Below are 18,377 nucleotides of genomic sequence, written 5' to 3'. Positions count from 1 at the left end.
AAATTTTACTAAATTATATTTCGTAACGATACGCTATATAATGTAATATCACTACAAGAAGTTATCTTATTTTCGTTGAGGGGCGAAAAACAAGATAACACCCTCTTCTTGATAGGCACCACCAGACTAGTTAAATCAAAATTTTAACTTTCGAGGAGGAATTTTATATGGCAGTTCATTACTCTTATTCACAAAAGTTAGGTTCACCCCCACCATTTGCGGCATATGGTCCCCGTATGCAGATTATAAAGACACATTTAAGCAATATTAAATCAGAAACAATACTGAGACCTATTTCTACGACGTCCTACATGGGTATAAACGGTGGATTTTTCCGTCCTGTCTCTGATGATGCATATAATGTACCACCTGCTCAAGGAAGTTCAATTGCATATTGTCCTGAAGATGAAAACAAAACCGTAAGCTACCAGGGAAGAACACTTGCTAGAAACTACAATTACAACGGAAACAGCAGCACTAACCCCATTGCACGTAAGACTATGGTAGTCTATACAAACAGTAGTGGTAGTACTAAAGCTGCTTATGTTTACGCAGCAACTCTTGGTGAAGTCACTTCAAGATTTAGTAATATCAAAACCGTTATCGGTGGAAATAGCTTTGCTTCAGCTGACTGGTCTCCTACAGTTTATAATCTCCCTGCACCTAGAACAGCCATCGCATGGGATAGCAGTGATAATGCACATCTAATTGTAGTTCCAGATGCTATAAATATTCCACTCTTGAAAAGTTCTATTGAATATATTGGTCTAAATCCAGAAAATGCAGTAGTGTTAGATGGATCTGGTTCCAGTTCCTTAAGAGTTCAAGTGGATGGGTCATATTCTAAGAGTTTCTATGGAGAGAATAGACATATTTTCAATATGATTCGTCTACGCAATGCCTTTTAAGTTGGTCATTCACAAAAAGAAACGGTAGCCCTATATTAGGGCTACCGTTATTTGTTTAATGCGCTTTTTCTTTTAGTAGAAACTTTTTCTCTAAAATAAGTGGTGGTATGATGGAACAAAGATAGTATGGAAGCCAGTCTGGTCTAAAGAGCAGATATAAAACTAAACTTGTTACTGCTATTACAATTAAATAATAAGTCAATTTTACATAAACGGCTTTTTCACTGAAACGCTCATATGAAACTAACATGACAAAATTAACGACAAATAATATTAGAGATGTAGGGATCAAATAACCTAAGAAGTATACTATAAATCCACTAAAAGAATTAAAGTACCCTTCAAATGTATTGTTAGGATTGATTCGATCAAATATATACAATAATAAAACAGTTAATACAGAGATAAAAATCGTCGCTATGATAAACTTATTAAAACTTTCTCCTTTATTCGAAGCTCTGCTATCCATATATAAACTCCTTTGAAATTTGATGAATTAACTATTTTAGTTTCCATCCATTGTTGCAATTAACCACTCTCCACTTTCTTTATTCTTTAATAATGAATACGTCATCATGCCCTGCTCAATCTCTTTATCTTGATTATTTCTATAAAATGTAACGACTAACTGAATTCGTTCAGCATCTTCATCATAATTGATTTCGTTAACTTCTTTGAATTCGAATTTAACGCCGTCTTCATATTTGTAATTAAACCAATCCATATTAAACTTAATTGATTCATCATCGTACATATTCTCTTTGTATTTATCTTCATTGTGCTCCACAATTGACTCCATATTATTCTGAAGTTTATCTGCAATGTCCTGAGTAAAAAAATCCTTAACATGTTCGGTTAAGTCAAAAGAGATTCCTTCCTTAAATTCTGAAAGGTCGGGATCTTTTTCACTAAATTCCTTTTGATACAAAATTGTTGTACTACCAATCTTATCTGTGGTTGTATTGGTTTTTTCACTTGAATTTTCTACACTTTGCCCATTACTAACCTCTTCATTACTGACATTCGTACTATCTAACGCTTGACCGCATCCTGAAACAACTACGAATGACAGTACTGCAACTATGCTAATAATACCTTTTTTATATTTCACTAAAATCATCTCCAAACTAATTTTATTTAATTTAACTCAATAAATATATTGCGTAACGTTACGCTATATATTATAATATCAATACAAGAAGTTATCTTTTATTCGTTGAGGGGCGAAGAACAAGATAACACCCTCTTCTTGTATTATCACAAACAGAAAAGGGGAATTCGATATGGGACAAGCATTATATCGCGGAAATACAACGGTTAATGGTGTTAGTGGTGTACACTATATTAGTGCTGACCTTGCTGACGTTTCGGTTCGTTCTATCTCTGGTTCCGTTTATAGTTCCGCTTATCCAGGTATTAATGGTACATTCTTCTCAGGCACTACCCTTGTCGGTATTGCTACAAAAGAAGATGGAGTAGCTGTTAGGGCCAAATGGCGCTTCTAATGCAAATGGTGCATACACCCGAAGTACAATGGTAAGTTACAACAGCGGCAGTTCTCCCACATGTGCTGTAGCCCTTCTCAGTCGAATTAGCGATTTTCCATACGGAACTTCTATTATTAACTGGGCAATTGGCGGTATTGGTCTATATTTAAACGATTCCTTTGCCAATGAACAAGCATATATCGATAAATGTGTCGATGTGGAACATGCTAACTCTGTTAACTCCTTTACGAATAGCGGCAAAATTAATCGTACTGCTATCGGTTATAAGAGTTCCAACAACAAAATCGTAATGTTATATCTACAAAGTGGTTCCGCATGGGATTGTAGAAACGTCCTAAAAGCACTCGGTTGTGGTTTTGGTGTTCTTCTTGATTCTGGTACATCGTCTCAAATGAAGGCTAAAGACTCCAGTTTCAATGCAATCCATGTAAATAGTAAAACAAACTCTGTATATAGCATGGTTGCACTTGCGCCTTCGTCTTGGGGCTAATATACTCACTTCTTTCTTTTCTATATGATAAACGTTTCATTAAAATGAAAAGTTGCAAATCAGTTGACATTTACTAACAATTAATTTAATAGTTTACCATTAAGCTAGATCGTTCCTTCGGTCCAGCTTATTTTTGTCCAAAGAAAGCCTCTTAAATGAGTTCCTCATTGTATTCCGAGATGACCGGTATTTTACTGCATTTCTTTTTTGATATTCCGTCCTGCTACTTTACCCTTTTGGGGATGGGAACTCCCTTCAGGAGTAAGGACATCTACATGCTCGTACCTTGAATTGTATTTTTCAATCTCCCCATCAATCAATCTTTATGGTAGTAAAATTTTTTCTTTTTATCGTAAAAATCATTTCCTTATTTCTTTTCCGACCCGTAGGTATTTTATCTTTCAAAAATGGATACTGCTTTGCTATCGATACGAGCTCACCCAGACCTTCAAACCAATTTCCCTACCAGTCAAATCCTCATTAAACTAGGGTTAGTCCTCCTTAGATCAGCCCATTTAATTGGATACTTGTCCCATGAATATCTAGTGTTTTTTCCTCTACGATGTAAGCTTGGATTCAAAAAGACCTTGTTAAAGGCAAAAAAGCGCCGGAGGAATCTCCCCAGCGCTTTATCGTTTTAGTTATTTTGGACACAAAAAAAGCCCAATGCGGCTTCTTTGAGCTCGCTTTATATGATCTTATCCTGAAGGTTTGATAGACCTCCTCACCGTTCAATTCCACTCTGAATGTCAGCGTTCCCTTGATGGCCTCGCCTGTATGGTTTTCAACATGTACCTCCACGGACACTTTTCTGCCTGATACATCTGGATAAATCTATACTCCTTAACAGCTTTTGCAGCAAGTGGAAAGTTGATTGAAGTGTTTTACAATGTGAGTGATATAAAAATTGATACTGTATCTAATATGCCAAGCGGAAACCAAAAATTAGATTTTAAACTTAATCTCGGAAGATCAATGACCCGATCAACTACCACTAGCATAGTATCATCTGTTACTCATCTGTTACTTATACTTTGTCCGGAGTACTAGAGATTAAAGTTCGCTTTCCTCCCTTGGATAAGAGGAACCCCATAATAGGGTTACAAGCAGCATCTGCAGATCTGCTATACGTTCTACTTTCACTATCGTTCTTCCCTTCAAATTCTCGTTTGTATGTACTTGGATGAATATGAATTCCGTAACTCAAACAGCATGATTCAGTATATATTAAGTCTTTTCACAAGAAAAATGAATGTTTATAATTAAATACATGAATTTATTTCATGTAAAAAGGAAGATGAGCGATGTCTCTGGCAAAATACGAAATTTTAACGACAGTTGTAGAGCTCCAAAGCTTGACCAAAGCGGCAGAAAGCTTGAATCTAACCCAATCCGCAGTCAGTCATGCCATTGCAAGTCTTGAAGCAGGCTGCGGTTTTTCATTACTTATTCGCTCCAAAGCCGGTATTCAGTTGACCGCGAGCGGGGAGCGAATTCTGCCCTACATGAGAGAAATATTGAAATGGAACGAAATGATGCATCAAGAGATCCAATTACTCAGTGGTATTCAAACAGGTACGGTCCGAATCGGAACGTTCACAAGTGTCTCCTCGCAGTGGCTGCCCGGAGTGATCAAATCTTTCCAACATGAATATCCAGCTATTCATATCAAGCTTAAAGAAGGGGATTACGGTGAAATCAAGGGCTGGATTGCCTCTGGAGCAGTTGATTTTGGATTCTTGTCGCTGCAAGGCAGATCTACCTTTGATACCATCCCTCTGAAGAAGGATCGCTTAGTATGTATCTTGCCTGAAGGACACGCTCTGGCGTCGGAACCCTCCATTCATCTGGATCAGCTGCGAGAAGAGCCGTTCATTATGCCGAAATGGGGAGGAGATGATGAGATTGAATCCATGATCCGGACGCACAAGGTGAAGCTTAGCATCCGGTTTGAGGTTGCTGAAGAGCAAGCCATTATAGGTATGGTTCAGCATGGGCTCGGCATCAGCATACTGCCGGAAATGGTGCTTGGTAATCTGCCCGATACTATATGCATTGTTCCATTGGCAGAGGAGCCCTATCGCATGATCGGAATGGCTGCATTGTCCTTGTCCGAATTGTCGCCCGCATCTCATAAATTTATCAATTCTGTTCAGGACTGGTTAACGCTTCAGCATCTGATGGATGATCTGGGTCACATCGCTACCTCGCCATAAATGATGATATCGCCCAATCAGCATCAGCCTTCATCTCATATATTACTGTAGTTAAATGATGAGGAGGTAAATGTCATGGGAGAAGCAAAACGTGGCTGTAAATGTGGCGAAGGTGGATATGGTGGTTACTCTTCAATAGGTGCTATCTTGGTACTGTTCATTCTGCTCGTGATCATCGTTAGTACGTTTCAATATTAATCGAATTGATCTCATATTCAATAAATGATGAAATTGATTCTTCTTAAAAACACCGGCACAGCACATGGCGATCTCGGGTACGAGATCGCCTTTTTTAGCTCAACTCATTTAGAAATCTTCATAAACGAGATCCATATTGATCCCTATTGCTGCCTTGCTCCCTTCCGCTGCAGCGATAATTAACTGTGTAGGTGACGTCACCGTACTATCCCCGGCCGCATAGATACCTCTAATATTCGTCCGTCCATAATGATCTGTAATCAAGGCGCCTCTGTCATTCATATGACATCCCATTCTTGGTCCAATCATACTCGCTTGGCTTAGCTGCGGAGTCACAAAACCACCTTCTCGCTCGATGGTTTGACCATTCCTGAACCATATGGCCTCAAGCCTTCCGTTACTGCCGGATAATTTGCTAATGGGCTGCTCTACGACGCGTATCCCTCTGCTCACAAGTCTTTTGTGTTGTTCTACATTAAGTATCCTCTTCCCGTTTGTACAAATAACAAGATCCTTACTCCAGTGATGGATCATCTGAGCGGTACTGAAGACATTCATCGTCTCCGCAAGAAGGACAAGTCGCTTCCCTCTTAGCTCGTACCCATCACAGTAAGGACAGCTAAAGAGACTCTGTCCGTAATACTCCTCAAGTCCTGGCAGCGAGGGAAGAATCTCACGCAGCCCTGTACTTAGCAGCACTTTTCTACCCGCTGTCTCTCTACCACTGGACATACGGGCAATAAACCCGCCATATACAGGCTGAACCTCAACGACTTCCTCCTGCATCATGCTTATGGATGGATACTCGGATAGCTCCTGATGAGCGATCTGTCTGAATTCAGCAGGACTTGCTCCATCCCTCGTCAAAAAACCATGAGAATGTCTGGTTCGCGCATGCCGTGGTCTGCCATGATCTAAGATGACCGCTCTGCGGAGAGAACGACCCAGCACCAGTCCGGCACTCAGCCCTGCAGGACCGCCGCCAATAATGATGCAATCAAGCATGCCAATCCCCCTTCGTTAAGCAATGAATTTTAGATATACGATACTATATTCAATTCAGATGAATGCATGATAAGCAAGTTATGCGTTCTCATCATGTTATCTTGCAACTACATGTTATAACAAACATATAAACAGCCCTCTTACTATAGCAAGAGGGCTGAATGTCATATTTTTTAAGGAATATATTGTTGTACTATCTGTGTAACTTCACCATTCTCAATCGTTAGGTGATAGGGAAATACGCTCATGTCCATATTCGTTGTGTCTCCGTAGAGCTCAGCGAATTTGTCCAAGCTGATCTCCTCATCCCATTGGATGTCAATATCCTTGATATCTCCAGTACGATCATAAATTTGAACTGTAACGGTTGCATCATCGGCGATTTTGAGTGTTTCGTTTGTCTCCTGCTCATTCACGATATAGTATCCATCTGGAGCATAGTCAATTCCAGCGTTAGGCTCTTGCTCCACAAAGACCGTGTTTGCTTCTTCACCTTCATACCATTCAATCTCATCCGCTTTAATCTGGAGCTCTCCATTAAGATCACTAAGATCATTGATATATACAGTCTCATGCTGTACTTGTACCGTCATATCCTGAATATCCTGTGACTTGGCGAGTACCGTTGTACTATTTCCAATATTAAAATTCCCATATATTAATGTTCCCGAAAGAATAACACCCAACGCTACAAATGTAAATAGCCGATTCTTCATCTTGCATCTCTCCTTCTGGTGCGGCTCTATAACGCAAGCCTTGTGCTATGTATTAAGCTTCTTAGCTGTTCTTGTTACCTAGTATAAACGTTTATTATTAACGAAGAGTTTCAATCTTGTTAATAAAAATATAAAATTTATTCATTTCATGGGATAAGGGTCCCGAAGAGGGGACCCATTCTGTCTTCATTTCTAACTTTAATTTTTAACGAATTTGACCAGCACGTGTGCTAATGCATGCTGTTGTTCGTTATTAGCTGCATTCCAGAGTTCTTGGAGCAGCTTCTCTTCTCTGTTTCTCGGCTCTTCATTCTTGGATAACATCCCTGCAACCTTTTCTGCTACCATCGATAATTGTTCTTCATTAAGCCCTAGTGATTCTCCCAAGGCTACACGTTTCTTCAAGTATTGCTTGAAGGTTTCGAATTGTTCCAAAATATCGTCCTTTTGTTCAGGAGCCATTCGATTCATCACATCGTCCACCTGATTCAGCTCTACTTTTCCATCCTTATTGATCATATGTGTTTGTTCAGACATCGTTTTCTCCTCCAGTTATATAGATATTTTCGAACGCTTGCACACTTCCTATTAACCTTCCCGTTTAGAATGAAACAAGATTAATCATCTCATTAGAAAAAATATGTCCCAATCTGTTACTTCTTCATCTGATGTAATGCTTTATTGATCCAGATCGCTGATAGAAGGCCATCCCCCATCGCTACTGCCGCTTGCTCGGAATGCAATCCGATGTCACCGGCAATCCATAGGTTCGGTACTGAGGACATTCTCGAACGTCCGTCCGCTTCAACATGCTTGTTATCCTCTATCTGAGCACCGAACTGCTGCGCCAACTCCGAATGAACCTGGTTGCCTCCAAAAGCGATAAAGCCTCGTTCAGCTTCGACAGCAGCACCATTTGCCAGCTTAACAGCTGTAATCATGCCCCTATCATCACTCTCTACTTCGGTAATGGCTTCCTCCATATAGTGAACTCCCTTTTGGCTTAATTTATCTCTAAGTTCTGAGGTAACTTCAGCTTGATCGTGATTAATGTAGATCATCTCAGAAGCCCGTTTAGCTAATATATTCGCCATGCCGGCGCCGGTAACGCCAGAACCCATAATGACGGTCCGCTTATTCTCAATCTCGTATCCATCACAATCAGGGCATATATAGATTGACATTCCCAGCGCATCTCTTAAACCTGGAATATTCGGGTATCGATCTGTGATACCGGTAGCAAGCAGAAGTGTTCTCGATTGGTACAACTTATTTTTATTACCGCTTAGCGTGAAGAGCACACCTTCTTTTTTGGCAGAAATAATTCGATCTGTACAAAATTCGATTCCGGTCGCTTCCGCATGTGCCCTTCCTCGTCTTCGTATCTCCTCACCCGATATACCATCCGGAAACCCCAGTATATTATGATAGTTACGGCATATGGTCGAACGACCTTCCCCCGCATCAATGACAAGCACCTTGTGTATAGAATACCTTCCCAGCTGAATGGCTGCCTGTAGCCCGGCAATACCTCCACCTACAATTATGCAATCATATATCATCCTATCCCTGCCTTCTTCTATATATCTTCTTTATATCTTCTTTCTTTTATCCTTAAACAATATGTATCTTTTTAAACGAAAGCCTGGAATTGAAAAAAGGACCATGCTAAGCATGATCCTCTTCATCGTTATAACCCAAACGAATATGATGCATATTGTCTGGCATTATTCATCGCTGTCCACACATCGACAGTCTCGGACCCCATATACCAGAACGCATAACCTGCAACATCATATCCTTCAAACAAGGTCGTCTTGGCTGACAAAGACCGGCTCTCTTCTGCCCATATCCCGCGAGATTTCCCTTGAGCCGAATAAGTTAAAGTATATTGTGCAATTTCCGAATTCCATTTCAGAGAGGCTGAGTAATTACGATAAATATCCCCTTGTCTCTTCAGGGTAATATCATATGAACCAACCCCAGGAGATGACATGGACCAATCCCGAGTATAGGTAGGCAGAGCTGCAATGATCTTGTCCTTAGGCACGGCCTGCTGCAATGTCTGAACAGCATATTCCAGCCATGGGAGCGACGCAACCGAGCCTGCAGTAGCCGAACCGTTCCAATGCTCCTCATATCCCATCAACACGACATAATCAGCCAGCTCTCCGAGTGCCTTGTAGTCAAAAGCAGCCGTCCAGCTAGAACCTAGATCGGGTGATACATCAATAGATAAAGTTACACCTATACTGCTCAGCTTGGACTGCAGCGAAGCCATGAACAATGTCAGATATTCCCGATCCTCAGGTGACACATTTTCAAAATCAATATTCAAGCCGGCTAACCCATACTTCTTAGCATAATCCACTAATTTCATGACGGTATTATCTCGTAATGCAGCATTTGATAACATACGGTGTGTCAGCTCTGCATTCGCCCGGTTGCCTACCATTCCCCATATATTCAGCTTATTTCGCTCGGCAAAAGTTAATAGCCTCTGATCGGTATGATCCTGTACAACTTCGGTCTCATCGAGAAAATACCAGCGGGGCGAAAGTGTATTTATTCCCGCATCCAGCACCTGCTTCTCGTACTCGGCAGTCGTAGAATCGTATTGCCAGCCGAGCAGAATCGGATCTGGTGTACGGTTATTGAGCTCAGATTTAATGCGTGGTGTTTCGAGTATGCGGTCCAGCAGAACCGCTGCTTCCGCACGCGTCATAGAATATGACGGTCTAAATGCTCCACTGGCACCCTGCATGAATCCGAGCTCGGTCACTCGGCTTATATAGCCCCATGCCCATGTAGAGGCTTGGTTATGATCTATGTAAGGCAGCTCTGATGACGCTTCAATCGTTTCTGGAACGGTCTTCAGCATGCGGACCATCAGTGCTGCAGCTTCCTCACGAGTTACGTTTGATTTGGGTGCAAAATAATTCTCTGATCTTCCCTGAACAATTCCCAGGTTCACAAGAGCACTAATGTCCCCGTAATACCAGTCGGCCTTTTTCAGATCCTTGGAAGGGGGCAGATCATTCACCACTTGTTCGAGCTTCATAGCAGCCACCATCATTTTGGCAAGTTCTGCTCTCGTAACCTTCTTACTAGGCTCAAATGTCGTTAAGGTAGTTCCACGAATGATGCCCTTATTATATAAACGGCTAATAGCCTCTTTAGCATAACTGTTCGAAATATCTCTAAAGGGGAGTTCAGTTGAGGATGCATTTGCATGATTCGGTGCAAAATGAAAAGGCAACAATAAAAGAATAACGCCAAGGATCAGACCTTTTTTTATAATCAAATTCAATTTATTTCTTTGTAATTTCAACACTAGCGCCTCACTTGCATAACAGGATAAATCTATCCTATCAAAGAGCTGTGAGAGCTGTATGTACTTAATTTATGGTTATCTTTCAAAAATTTATCTATTCAAAACCTGGTCATGAACGAAAAAAAAAGAGTAACGCTTCTTGGGAAGCGATACTCTTGTATTCGTAAATTTGCTCTTATTTCAACACTTTAAGACGGGTATCCAGCGGTGCGAAATCTTTGTCGCCAGGCTCTGCCGCAGGTGTTCCAAAAGGCATTTGTGCAATCAGTTTCCATGTCCCAGGAACATCAAACACTTCCTTCACTTCGTCGTCAATCAGCGGATTGTAGTGCTGAAGGGATGCTCCAAGACCTTCTTGCTTCAGAGCTGTCCATACGACCAATTGCAGCATGCCGTTTGATTGATTAGACCAAACTGGGAAGTTGTCCGCGTAGAAGGCAAACTGCTTCTGCAAGTTCTCTATTACTTCCTGATCCTCGAAGAACAAGACGGTTCCGTATCCCGCACGGAAGCTTGCCATTTTATCTGCTGTCGATTTGAATTTTTCTTCATCATTTACCGTTTTGCGAAGTGTTTCCTCTGTAATATTCCAGAGCTTATCGTGCTTCTCTCCGAGCAGCACCACAATGCGAGCCGATTGAGAGTTGAAAGGAGACGGAGTATACTTGACTGCTTCGCCAATGATTTCCTCAATTCTTGCATCCGAAACATTGGATTCTTTAGAAATCGCGTAGTAAGATCTTCTATCCTTCAGAGCTTCCATGAATTCTTTAGCCATTAGAAAAAAACCTCCTGGTATATTTTGTAGGTCGACAAAACTAAAGATAGTATACTCGCTTACATTAGTCAAGTAAATTTATAAAAGTTTGAATAGTGTCGTCCATAAGTCGTCCATAACTAACCGACTTTTATTATTCATGATCTGCGTTGTTTTCATTCACGAAGCTTTGAATCCATTATTCAATCCCGATAATCGGCCCGGTATTTTTCTTCTGTGGAGGAATTTTGCTTGGTCGCCTCTTTATCCTTCTCTTCTTCCTTCTCCATATTCAAATCCTGAACCGGAATAGGATCTACATGCAGCTCTTCCTGATATAGATCAAACAAGCTTTCCTTCTCTGTTGGGTACTGCTCGGGATGATCCATTTGAGTTTGATCTTTTTTATCGGTATTCTTCATATCCGCCATTGTATTATACCTCCTTGTTCTGTGATATTTATCATTACCATGCTCAACCTATGACTAAACATGCACAACAAACACATAGATGGATAGGAACATAAAAAACACCGTCAACTTCGACTTTATCGAAATTAACAGTGCTATTTCACAATCTATTGGGCGTGCTTCTGCTCATATACAATCTGAGCCTCAAAGATGCTAAAGCCTTCTGAGTTCATTCCACGAAACCATATGCTTGCTCCATCCCCGTCCGATCTTTGAAGGGTAAAGGTTTCATTTAATCGAACCTCTCGGTGATAAGTAACTCTAAATCTTCTCCAAACGAACTGATTTATTTCCTCAGCTGTCATAGCATCAAAACACAAGTCAGCATATCTTGCATTATTTAGATGACCATTGCTATCGGTCGTACTATAACCGGCTTGGAATTCATAAGCGCCCTTAAGCTCAATATCTTCTGGAATGGACACTTTGTCCGGGATATCGCCGGATGTCTGGCTGGTTACCGTCGGAATATCGTAAGGCAATGCTGATGGACGCAATATTTTACGCTTGTGAATATCAACCAAGGTCCAGGTAGACCGTGCATATCCTGTTGCTCCCTCAGAACCCTCAAACCGATAATCTCTCAGCCACACAACACCTTTATAGCCTCTGGACCATGTCGATATATTCCATTCTTCCTCAAGCACCGGAATCTGCTCACAATCGATCTCCATCGTCATGAGCATCCAGCCATAATGATTCTTCAGCATCTCGCTTATCGTAATTCCAAGCTCCTGCAAATGACGGTCAGCAGCATCCTGAAGCCGTTCAAGAAGGGACGAAAGCTTAATGCGCGAATGCAGATCGGACTGGCTGGAGCTAACGATGAATGTTTCTTTACCTATCTCTGTCACATTCACACTTCCTTTGCCTGCTTCTACTCTTGCTGCCATTCATTTTAGTAGATAAGACCAGGCAAGGCAAACGGAGCGTTTGCAGCAAATCGGTTAGCCGCCTAAATTATTTAGCTGCTCGCTCAGATTATTGATGTTCGTTATCAGATCCGGAATACCGGTCTGTTCCCAGTTCTCAAGTGTGAAGCCCTGCTCTTGTATTCGCTGGCTGAATTGATCGACCATGACCGTGAGCTGCTCATTGTATTCTACGAGTCTTGCATGGATTGATTCTCCGATCGCTGGTGGCGTAAGCTGAGCAAACTCACTTGCTTCGGTACGGATATGCTCTAGCTGCTCCTGAAACTGTGCAGCTGCATCGGGATTATTAACTGCCTCCTGGGCCAGATTTTGAAGCTCGGAGCCCGCATTGGATACTTGATTGATATATTCAGTAGCTTCATTTACATAGGTTAAAGATTGATTCACACTATCTACGGCTGAACATGCGGACAACATCACAGCTGAAGCAAGCATCGTAGCCATCAAAACAGCCTGCTGTTTTCTTTTTCTCTGTCTTCTCATTTTGCTGGTCTCCCTTCACAAAAAAGCGTTCACATAAACGTTTATACGAACTGCTTGATGCTCAGGTTTCATATAAGATGATGTTGTGTTCGAAAAACCTCCGGTGAACTACCCACCGTCTGTTTAAACATGCGGCTGAAATGGGAAACTCGCTTGAACCCCGACTTCTTGCTTACTTCCGTGACAGAAATATCCGGATGAAACCGAAACAGCAGCTTGGCATGATTAATACGACGCATATACAGGTATTTGAATATCGTTGTACCTGTCATCTCTTTGAAGAGTGCTGCCATATAAGGCTTGGATAAATGGAGCTCACGGGCGATCTCGTCCAAACCAATTTCATTCATATAATTCGTTTCCAAATAAGTAATGATGCCTTGAATATGGTCTTCTTTATCCGTAAGTGTTCTTTGCTCAAGCATCTTATTGTCGGTGAATTGTTGTGCCATGATCAAAAAATCGCACAGTTTTAAAACGAAGCGATCGCTCATCTGCTCCCGCCCCTTCATCTCATAAAGTTGGTTCAATTGTGACAGACTAGCCTCGGTTTCCTGCTGCTGCAAAGCGGTGAGATGAAACACATGATTTTTCAGTTTCTCGAATGGAGCAAGCAGGGCATGAGCACGTTCAGGTACAAGATACTCCTCAAGCATCGTAGGATAGAAGTGCAATGTCGTTCGTACATAAGGAACACTTGGATCTGGATGTGGTCTGTGCAAGGTCATGCCATGCATTAAGATTAAATCACCGGGGACAAGTGTATAGATCTTGTCGCCAATAACATAAGTGCATTTGCCCTCGTGGAAATAGTACAGTTCATAAAAAGGATGGGAATGAAACCCATCATCCTGACCGGGCGTCACCGGGTTGTTATTTCGATAATTAAAGGCGAGCGGATCAATCATGTTGAACGTATTTGCCACAATGGAAGTCACTCCTTTGCATAGATCAATAGCTTTACAAAGATCTCATCGTGACTTCATTGTATCATGCTATGGGCTGCTGACGTTAACAAGGTTTAGCGCGCGCTTTGGATCACTCCAGCCGTTGCCAGCTCCTGAGCTGCCAGACACAATTCTGCCGCCTTAAAAGCATGAGCCTGTGACATGGCTTCCTCTGTTCCATTTATACAGTCCTTGATCAATTGACTGAAAAAAGGATAGCCCACCTTGCCCTTTACGTTAAACCGGTACTCACCCTCATGATTGACCAGGTATACTTGATCTCCTATCGATTCTCGTGCAATGTCCGTATATTTTCTGAGTTCAATGTAGCCGTCAGTACCCAGTATAGTTGTACGCCCGTCCCCCCATGTGGAGAGACCGTTCGGCGTAAACCAATCCACCCGAAAATATCCCGACGCCCCATTATCGCCAACAAGCGCAGCTTCCCCGAAATCTTCCAGCTCCGGATACTTGGGATGTGCCATGTTAACAGCACGACTATACTTTACTTCCGCACTCTTGCAGGAAGCAAAGTATAGAAATTGTTCAATTTGATGACTGCCAATATCGCAAATAATTCCACCGTATTTGGCTTTCTCAAAAAACCAATCCGGACGGCTGCTGGCATTTAAACGATGGGGTCCCGTTCCCATGACTTGGAGCACTTTGCCAATCGCCCCTTGAGATATTAGCTGACCTGCATAAACAGCACTCTCGACATGGAGGCGTTCACTGTAGTAAACCATATACTTTCGGCCTGTTTCCTTTACCTTCTGACGAGCAGCCTCCAGCTGAACGAGGGAAGTAAAGGGGGCTTTATCGGTAAAATAATCCTTGCCTGCATCCATAACAGTAAGACCTAGCGGTCCGCGTTCCGAAGGAATAGCAGCTCCAGCCACAAGTCGAACCTCAGCATCATTTAATATTTCATCTAAGGATCTAGCTGCCCTAGCTTCGGGAAAACGCTCCTGAAACGCCTTCACTTTATCGGGGTCAGGATCGTATACCCATTTCAGCGTAGCTCCTGCGCGTACCAGCTCACCACACATCCCATAGATATGACCATGATCCAGAGCTGCCGCGGCGATTACAAATTCTCCTGGTCCAGCAACGACTTCATTCACTGCGCTCTCAGGCGCATAGAACATTCCATCTGAATTACTCATTGTAAGCCCCCTCTTTCCAGCATATTTTATACATCCATCGTCTTATTGAAAGGTACCGCTAAGATCTGCAGGTGTCTGATCCTGCCCTACTGGATCCGTATTCACTTTGGAACTCCGAATTCGTTCCTGAAGATGCTTGTTAAACAGCTCCTCATCAATGGGCAGTTCCACCCAATGATCCGTCCATGTGGATAGATACATGGCGTTTGATAAAGTCAGCCCATGAATCCCTTCTTCCCCAGGAGCGATAAGCGGAGTGCCATTCAAGATAGCATCTACAAAGTTCTGCATAATGCCAGGATGGCCAGTCTCTCTGCCCTCAATAGGAATATCAATCTTCCAGCATTCTGGCTGGCCAAATCCGCCGGTATAGCGCTGATTGAACTCACTTTCGGGTTCACGCAGCCGCCAAAATGTCATCTTCCCATCCTCAACCACGATCTTTCCGCGATCACCGTTCACTTCAAATCGATTCGTTCCCGGAGCTTCTCCGGTCGTTGTAATAAAGACGCCGGTGGCTCCGTTCTCATATTCTACGTAAGCAGTCACATCATCCTCGACTTCAATGCTGCGATATTTGCCGAAGGCACAGAAGGCACGAACACGCTTCGGCATCAAGCCTACCGTCCACTGCCATAGATCCAGCTGATGCGGAGACTGATTTAGCAGTACGCCACCGCCTTCACCTGCCCATGTCGCTCGCCAGCTGCCAGAATCATAATAGCTCTGGGAGCGGTACCAGCTTGTAATGATCCAGTTGGTACGCCGAATCTCACCAAGTTCCCCTGAAGCAATCAAATCCTTTAATTTGATGTACAGTGGATTGGTTCGCTGGTTGTACATGATCGAGAACACCTTCCCGCTCTGACTCGCGGCTTCGTTCATTTCTCTCACTTGACTCGTAAATACACCAGCTGGTTTTTCGATAAGAACATGAAGTCCGTGATGAAATGCCAGAATAGCAAGCTCTGCATGCTGAAAATGAGGTGTTGCTATAAGCACTGCATCCACTGCCCCCGAGAGCATCATTGTCTCCGGATCCTGGAAGTACTGAATATCTCCCTGCAGGTTATCAGCTGCCCACGCTTTGATGCTCTCTCTCATATCACTGATCGCCGTAAGCACTGCACCTTTAATCTTGCCTTCATTAATGGTTTTGGCATGAGCGGAGCCCATATTACCAATGCCTATAATTCCTACTCTCACAGCGTTCATAGTGCAGCACCTCCGATATGTAACTGATTGCTCAGCGAATGCATGCTCTGCGTGAAGTTCTTGAGCATTTCCGCCGAGGAATAGCTCTGGCTGAAGTCTTCTATTCCCAGATACCCCTTATATCCAACAGAATCAAGGTCTTCAAGAACGGTGCTCCAGCGCACGACTCCGTTAAGTAAAGGTGACCATTTTGCCTGATAACAGGTTTCTATCTCGCTATCTTGCTGCTCCAGCTGTACCCAGTTGGCATTCTTTACATGAACATGGGCTAGATAAGGGCCAAGCAGCTCCAAGCCCATACGGTAATTTTCATAGCCCTCATGGACCATATTCCCCGGGTCATACAACACACCGATATGATTTGGATCAAACGAGGACACGAGTCGATAAGCAAGTCCCGCACTAGGAGCAATGGTACCATGATGTGTTTCGACCAGTGCCTTTACTCCATACTGACGCGACATTTCCTGAACCTCGCTTAAGTAATCAATTGCACCCTTGTATAGCTCATGATAATCCGCTGAGCGGTTATATCCGGGAACACCTACACGCATCATAGCTGCGCCCAGCTTATGCGCTGATTGGAAGGCCAGCTCCGTAGCGGTCAGATCTCCGGAAGTGAGATAAGGAACAAGGGCAATTGATTTCAGTCCGAATTGTTCAGTCAGTGCTGCCGCCTTCGCTATCTCCTCATCTGCATTCTCAGGATCAATAGAAGCCAGGTTTCTTCTCCAAAAAGAAGGCTCTTCCTGGCCTGCGTCCATCGGGACACCTTTATATCGCCACTCTATGCCTTGAATCCCAGCATCCGAGGCAGCCTTGAGCATTTGTTCAGGCAGTAAATCCGGGGTCGCAACCGTAAATATAGATAACAACATTCCTCATCACTCCTTTAGAATAAAGCATATTCACAAGTTCATCCTATCACTGTATTCCAGTGACAGATACCGCTATTCCGCAAGAAATGAACCACAGATAACAAATTGGGCGAGGAAGACACTCAGGGGCAAATCATCATCTGTAACCGCAAAAAAAAACACCTGCTGAATTCGTTATTAAAACGATCAACAGGTGTTTATCACCATACAGTATAGATTCACTTGCTGTCATAATAAACATGCTGTACATCGATCTCATGATCTACCATAATCACGCCGTGTGAATATTGCGGCTGTCTTCTCTTGTCCGTAGGTGATCCCGGATTAAATAAAATGATTCCATCAACTTGTTTAAGTACAGGGATATGTGAATGTCCAAATATGATACAGTCCACTTGCTCTGCCTTGAAGGCTTGAAGTGCATTGTCTTCCGTGCTTCCTCTGCCAATGTGTCCGTGTACAATACCAAAACGCTTGCCCCCCGCTTCGACAACGGTTTGTTCAGGCAATATGCCTCGAATGATTGCAAGGTCTGTGTTTCCGAATACACCATGCAGCTTCCCCATAGACTGGAGTGCCTCGTACAATGAAATATCCGTCCAGTCACCCGCATGAAATATAAAGTCCGCATCTTGAAGGTCCTGAAGCAGAGGTGCAGGCAGCTGCTTGGACATGCGAGGCATGTGGGTGTCAGACAATACAGTTATTTTGATCATAAGACGTAACCTCCTTGGTATTCCCTATTCGGTTATTCCATGTATGTGTCCTTATCCGGACGGGCCTTGGCTTTCAGCTGCCGAACACTATACTCCAGCTGTTTGATTACATCTTCAATTTGTTTGCGATCAATCAGGTTCGGATCGGCTTGCGGTTTAGGTACATTTTTCAGATTCCGAATCATATATTGCTGTTCCTGCCATTTATCCATCAGATCTGCTATATGCGCATAAAATCGCTCATAATCTTTGATGATGATATCAAGAAATTCATCCACCTCATCTGGATCATAACCCCGAAGCTTATAATTGAATTGTTTCTCATGAATGGATAGTGCATCCATCTGAATGCCGAGCTGTTTAAAGAGCTGTTTCTGCTTATCCAGCCGGCGTTTCATATGTTCATCCATATATAACTGACCTCCATTAATCGAA

The 18,377-nt window shown here is 42.7% G+C and carries 22 protein-coding genes; 5 read left to right on the top strand and 17 right to left on the bottom strand.

What is annotated here, in order from left to right:
• The first annotated feature begins 167 nt into the window (after positions 1–167).
• Positions 168–908: a phosphodiester glycosidase family protein gene (locus BM415_RS05505; protein ID WP_091155451.1), complete on the top strand. Its 741-nt coding sequence runs from the start codon at positions 168–170 to the stop codon at positions 906–908.
• Positions 909–963: 55 nt separating this feature from the next.
• Here the strand turns inward: BM415_RS05505 and BM415_RS05500 are convergent, their stop codons facing one another.
• Together BM415_RS05500 and BM415_RS05495 are read right to left on the bottom strand one after the other, a co-directional pair.
• Positions 964–1,377 (bottom strand): hypothetical protein, encoded by a 414-nt coding sequence (locus tag BM415_RS05500; RefSeq protein WP_091155449.1) that lies wholly within the window; start codon positions 1,375–1,377, stop codon positions 964–966.
• 36 nt (positions 1,378–1,413) lie between these two features.
• A complete protein-coding gene (locus tag BM415_RS05495; protein WP_091155447.1) occupies positions 1,414–2,019 on the bottom strand; it encodes a hypothetical protein in 606 nt (201 codons plus the stop codon).
• Between the two features lie 172 nt (positions 2,020–2,191).
• On the opposite strand from BM415_RS05495, the gene BM415_RS05490 reads away from it, so the two are divergent.
• From BM415_RS05490 to BM415_RS25765, 4 genes are all read left to right on the top strand, one after another.
• On the top strand, positions 2,192–2,413 hold the full coding sequence (locus BM415_RS05490; RefSeq protein WP_091155444.1) for a hypothetical protein: 222 nt from the start codon (positions 2,192–2,194) through the stop codon (positions 2,411–2,413).
• 28 nt (positions 2,414–2,441) lie between these two features.
• On the top strand, positions 2,442–2,906 hold the full coding sequence (locus BM415_RS05485) for a hypothetical protein (protein ID WP_091155442.1): 465 nt from the start codon (positions 2,442–2,444) through the stop codon (positions 2,904–2,906).
• Between the two features lie 1,304 nt (positions 2,907–4,210).
• Positions 4,211–5,122, top strand: a complete 912-nt coding sequence (locus BM415_RS05475; RefSeq protein ID WP_091155437.1) for a LysR family transcriptional regulator — start codon at positions 4,211–4,213, stop codon at positions 5,120–5,122.
• A 75-nt stretch (positions 5,123–5,197) separates the two neighbouring features.
• Positions 5,198–5,320, top strand: a complete 123-nt coding sequence (locus BM415_RS25765; protein ID WP_280142847.1) for a hypothetical protein — start codon at positions 5,198–5,200, stop codon at positions 5,318–5,320.
• Positions 5,321–5,428: 108 nt separating this feature from the next.
• On the opposite strand, the gene BM415_RS05470 is transcribed toward BM415_RS25765, so the two are convergent.
• The 15 genes from BM415_RS05470 to BM415_RS05400 all read right to left on the bottom strand — a co-directional run bounded on the left by BM415_RS05470 (position 5,429) and on the right by BM415_RS05400 (position 18,352).
• Positions 5,429–6,325, bottom strand: a complete 897-nt coding sequence (locus BM415_RS05470) for an NAD(P)/FAD-dependent oxidoreductase (protein ID WP_091155434.1) — start codon at positions 6,323–6,325, stop codon at positions 5,429–5,431.
• Positions 6,326–6,498: 173 nt separating this feature from the next.
• Positions 6,499–7,041: a hypothetical protein gene (locus BM415_RS05465; protein WP_091155433.1), complete on the bottom strand. Its 543-nt coding sequence runs from the start codon at positions 7,039–7,041 to the stop codon at positions 6,499–6,501.
• Positions 7,042–7,239: 198 nt separating this feature from the next.
• Positions 7,240–7,578, bottom strand: a complete 339-nt coding sequence (locus BM415_RS05460; protein ID WP_091155431.1) for a DUF3243 domain-containing protein — start codon at positions 7,576–7,578, stop codon at positions 7,240–7,242.
• Positions 7,579–7,694: 116 nt separating this feature from the next.
• Entirely contained in the window at positions 7,695–8,603 is a 909-nt protein-coding gene (locus BM415_RS05455; RefSeq protein ID WP_091155430.1) for an NAD(P)/FAD-dependent oxidoreductase, read from the bottom strand.
• Between the two features lie 128 nt (positions 8,604–8,731).
• The gene (locus BM415_RS05450; RefSeq protein WP_139236950.1) at positions 8,732–10,372 is read right to left on the bottom strand and encodes an S-layer homology domain-containing protein; all 1,641 of its coding nucleotides are present in this window, start codon (positions 10,370–10,372) and stop codon (positions 8,732–8,734) included.
• 178 nt (positions 10,373–10,550) lie between these two features.
• Positions 10,551–11,153, bottom strand: a complete 603-nt coding sequence (locus BM415_RS05445; RefSeq protein WP_091155426.1) for a nitroreductase family protein — start codon at positions 11,151–11,153, stop codon at positions 10,551–10,553.
• Between the two features lie 182 nt (positions 11,154–11,335).
• Positions 11,336–11,563: a hypothetical protein gene (locus BM415_RS05440; protein ID WP_091155423.1), complete on the bottom strand. Its 228-nt coding sequence runs from the start codon at positions 11,561–11,563 to the stop codon at positions 11,336–11,338.
• A gap of 146 nt (positions 11,564–11,709) precedes the next feature.
• Positions 11,710–12,456, bottom strand: a complete 747-nt coding sequence (locus BM415_RS05435) for an acyl-[acyl-carrier-protein] thioesterase (RefSeq protein WP_170862376.1) — start codon at positions 12,454–12,456, stop codon at positions 11,710–11,712.
• Between the two features lie 93 nt (positions 12,457–12,549).
• On the bottom strand, positions 12,550–13,020 hold the full coding sequence (locus BM415_RS05430; protein WP_091155416.1) for a DUF6376 family protein: 471 nt from the start codon (positions 13,018–13,020) through the stop codon (positions 12,550–12,552).
• Between the two features lie 68 nt (positions 13,021–13,088).
• Positions 13,089–13,946 carry a helix-turn-helix transcriptional regulator gene (locus tag BM415_RS05425; RefSeq protein WP_244533155.1) on the bottom strand — a complete coding sequence of 286 codons (858 nt, stop codon included), beginning with the start codon at positions 13,944–13,946 and terminating at the stop codon, positions 13,089–13,091.
• Positions 13,947–14,041: 95 nt separating this feature from the next.
• Positions 14,042–15,133: a Gfo/Idh/MocA family protein gene (locus BM415_RS05420; protein ID WP_091155414.1), complete on the bottom strand. Its 1,092-nt coding sequence runs from the start codon at positions 15,131–15,133 to the stop codon at positions 14,042–14,044.
• A 42-nt stretch (positions 15,134–15,175) separates the two neighbouring features.
• Complete coding sequence (locus tag BM415_RS05415; RefSeq protein ID WP_091155412.1) at positions 15,176–16,348, bottom strand: Gfo/Idh/MocA family protein; 1,173 nt, start codon at positions 16,346–16,348, stop codon at positions 15,176–15,178.
• Positions 16,345–17,226, bottom strand: a complete 882-nt coding sequence (locus BM415_RS05410) for a sugar phosphate isomerase/epimerase family protein (RefSeq protein WP_091155409.1) — start codon at positions 17,224–17,226, stop codon at positions 16,345–16,347. The genes BM415_RS05415 and BM415_RS05410 overlap by 4 nt, the downstream gene beginning before the upstream one ends.
• 218 nt (positions 17,227–17,444) lie before the next feature.
• Positions 17,445–17,939 (bottom strand): metallophosphoesterase family protein, encoded by a 495-nt coding sequence (locus tag BM415_RS05405; RefSeq protein WP_091159076.1) that lies wholly within the window; start codon positions 17,937–17,939, stop codon positions 17,445–17,447.
• Between the two features lie 35 nt (positions 17,940–17,974).
• Positions 17,975–18,352: a DivIVA domain-containing protein gene (locus BM415_RS05400; RefSeq protein WP_091155408.1), complete on the bottom strand. Its 378-nt coding sequence runs from the start codon at positions 18,350–18,352 to the stop codon at positions 17,975–17,977.
• Positions 18,353–18,377 lie beyond the last annotated feature (25 nt).

The organism is Paenibacillus sp. 453mf (genome assembly GCF_900116105.1).
Classification (GTDB): Bacteria; Bacillota; Bacilli; order Paenibacillales; family Paenibacillaceae; genus Paenibacillus; species Paenibacillus provencensis.
The sequence above is the reverse complement of the archived record's forward strand: the minus strand, read 5'-3'. Positions and strand labels throughout refer to the sequence as shown.

What these genes read in the sequence shown, in the direction of transcription:
- BM415_RS05505 (WP_091155451.1), top strand. Translation starts at nt 168, where the DNA reads ATGGCAGTTCATTACTCTTATTCACAAAAGTTAGGTTCACCCCCACCA.
- BM415_RS05500 (WP_091155449.1), bottom strand. Translation starts at nt 1,377, where the DNA reads ATGGATAGCAGAGCTTCGAATAAAGGAGAAAGTTTTAATAAGTTTATC.
- BM415_RS05490 (WP_091155444.1), top strand. Translation starts at nt 2,192, where the DNA reads ATGGGACAAGCATTATATCGCGGAAATACAACGGTTAATGGTGTTAGT.
- BM415_RS05485 (WP_091155442.1), top strand. Translation starts at nt 2,442, where the DNA reads ATGGTAAGTTACAACAGCGGCAGTTCTCCCACATGTGCTGTAGCCCTT.
- BM415_RS05475 (WP_091155437.1), top strand. Translation starts at nt 4,211, where the DNA reads ATGTCTCTGGCAAAATACGAAATTTTAACGACAGTTGTAGAGCTCCAA.
- BM415_RS25765 (WP_280142847.1), top strand. Translation starts at nt 5,198, where the DNA reads ATGGGAGAAGCAAAACGTGGCTGTAAATGTGGCGAAGGTGGATATGGT.
- BM415_RS05470 (WP_091155434.1), bottom strand. Translation starts at nt 6,325, where the DNA reads ATGCTTGATTGCATCATTATTGGCGGCGGTCCTGCAGGGCTGAGTGCC.
- BM415_RS05465 (WP_091155433.1), bottom strand. Translation starts at nt 7,041, where the DNA reads ATGAAGAATCGGCTATTTACATTTGTAGCGTTGGGTGTTATTCTTTCG.
- BM415_RS05460 (WP_091155431.1), bottom strand. Translation starts at nt 7,578, where the DNA reads ATGTCTGAACAAACACATATGATCAATAAGGATGGAAAAGTAGAGCTG.
- BM415_RS05455 (WP_091155430.1), bottom strand. Translation starts at nt 8,603, where the DNA reads ATGATATATGATTGCATAATTGTAGGTGGAGGTATTGCCGGGCTACAG.
- BM415_RS05445 (WP_091155426.1), bottom strand. Translation starts at nt 11,153, where the DNA reads ATGGCTAAAGAATTCATGGAAGCTCTGAAGGATAGAAGATCTTACTAC.
- BM415_RS05440 (WP_091155423.1), bottom strand. Translation starts at nt 11,563, where the DNA reads ATGGCGGATATGAAGAATACCGATAAAAAAGATCAAACTCAAATGGAT.
- BM415_RS05430 (WP_091155416.1), bottom strand. Translation starts at nt 13,020, where the DNA reads ATGAGAAGACAGAGAAAAAGAAAACAGCAGGCTGTTTTGATGGCTACG.
- BM415_RS05420 (WP_091155414.1), bottom strand. Translation starts at nt 15,133, where the DNA reads ATGAGTAATTCAGATGGAATGTTCTATGCGCCTGAGAGCGCAGTGAAT.
- BM415_RS05415 (WP_091155412.1), bottom strand. Translation starts at nt 16,348, where the DNA reads ATGAACGCTGTGAGAGTAGGAATTATAGGCATTGGTAATATGGGCTCC.
- BM415_RS05410 (WP_091155409.1), bottom strand. Translation starts at nt 17,226, where the DNA reads ATGTTGTTATCTATATTTACGGTTGCGACCCCGGATTTACTGCCTGAA.
- BM415_RS05400 (WP_091155408.1), bottom strand. Translation starts at nt 18,352, where the DNA reads ATGGATGAACATATGAAACGCCGGCTGGATAAGCAGAAACAGCTCTTT.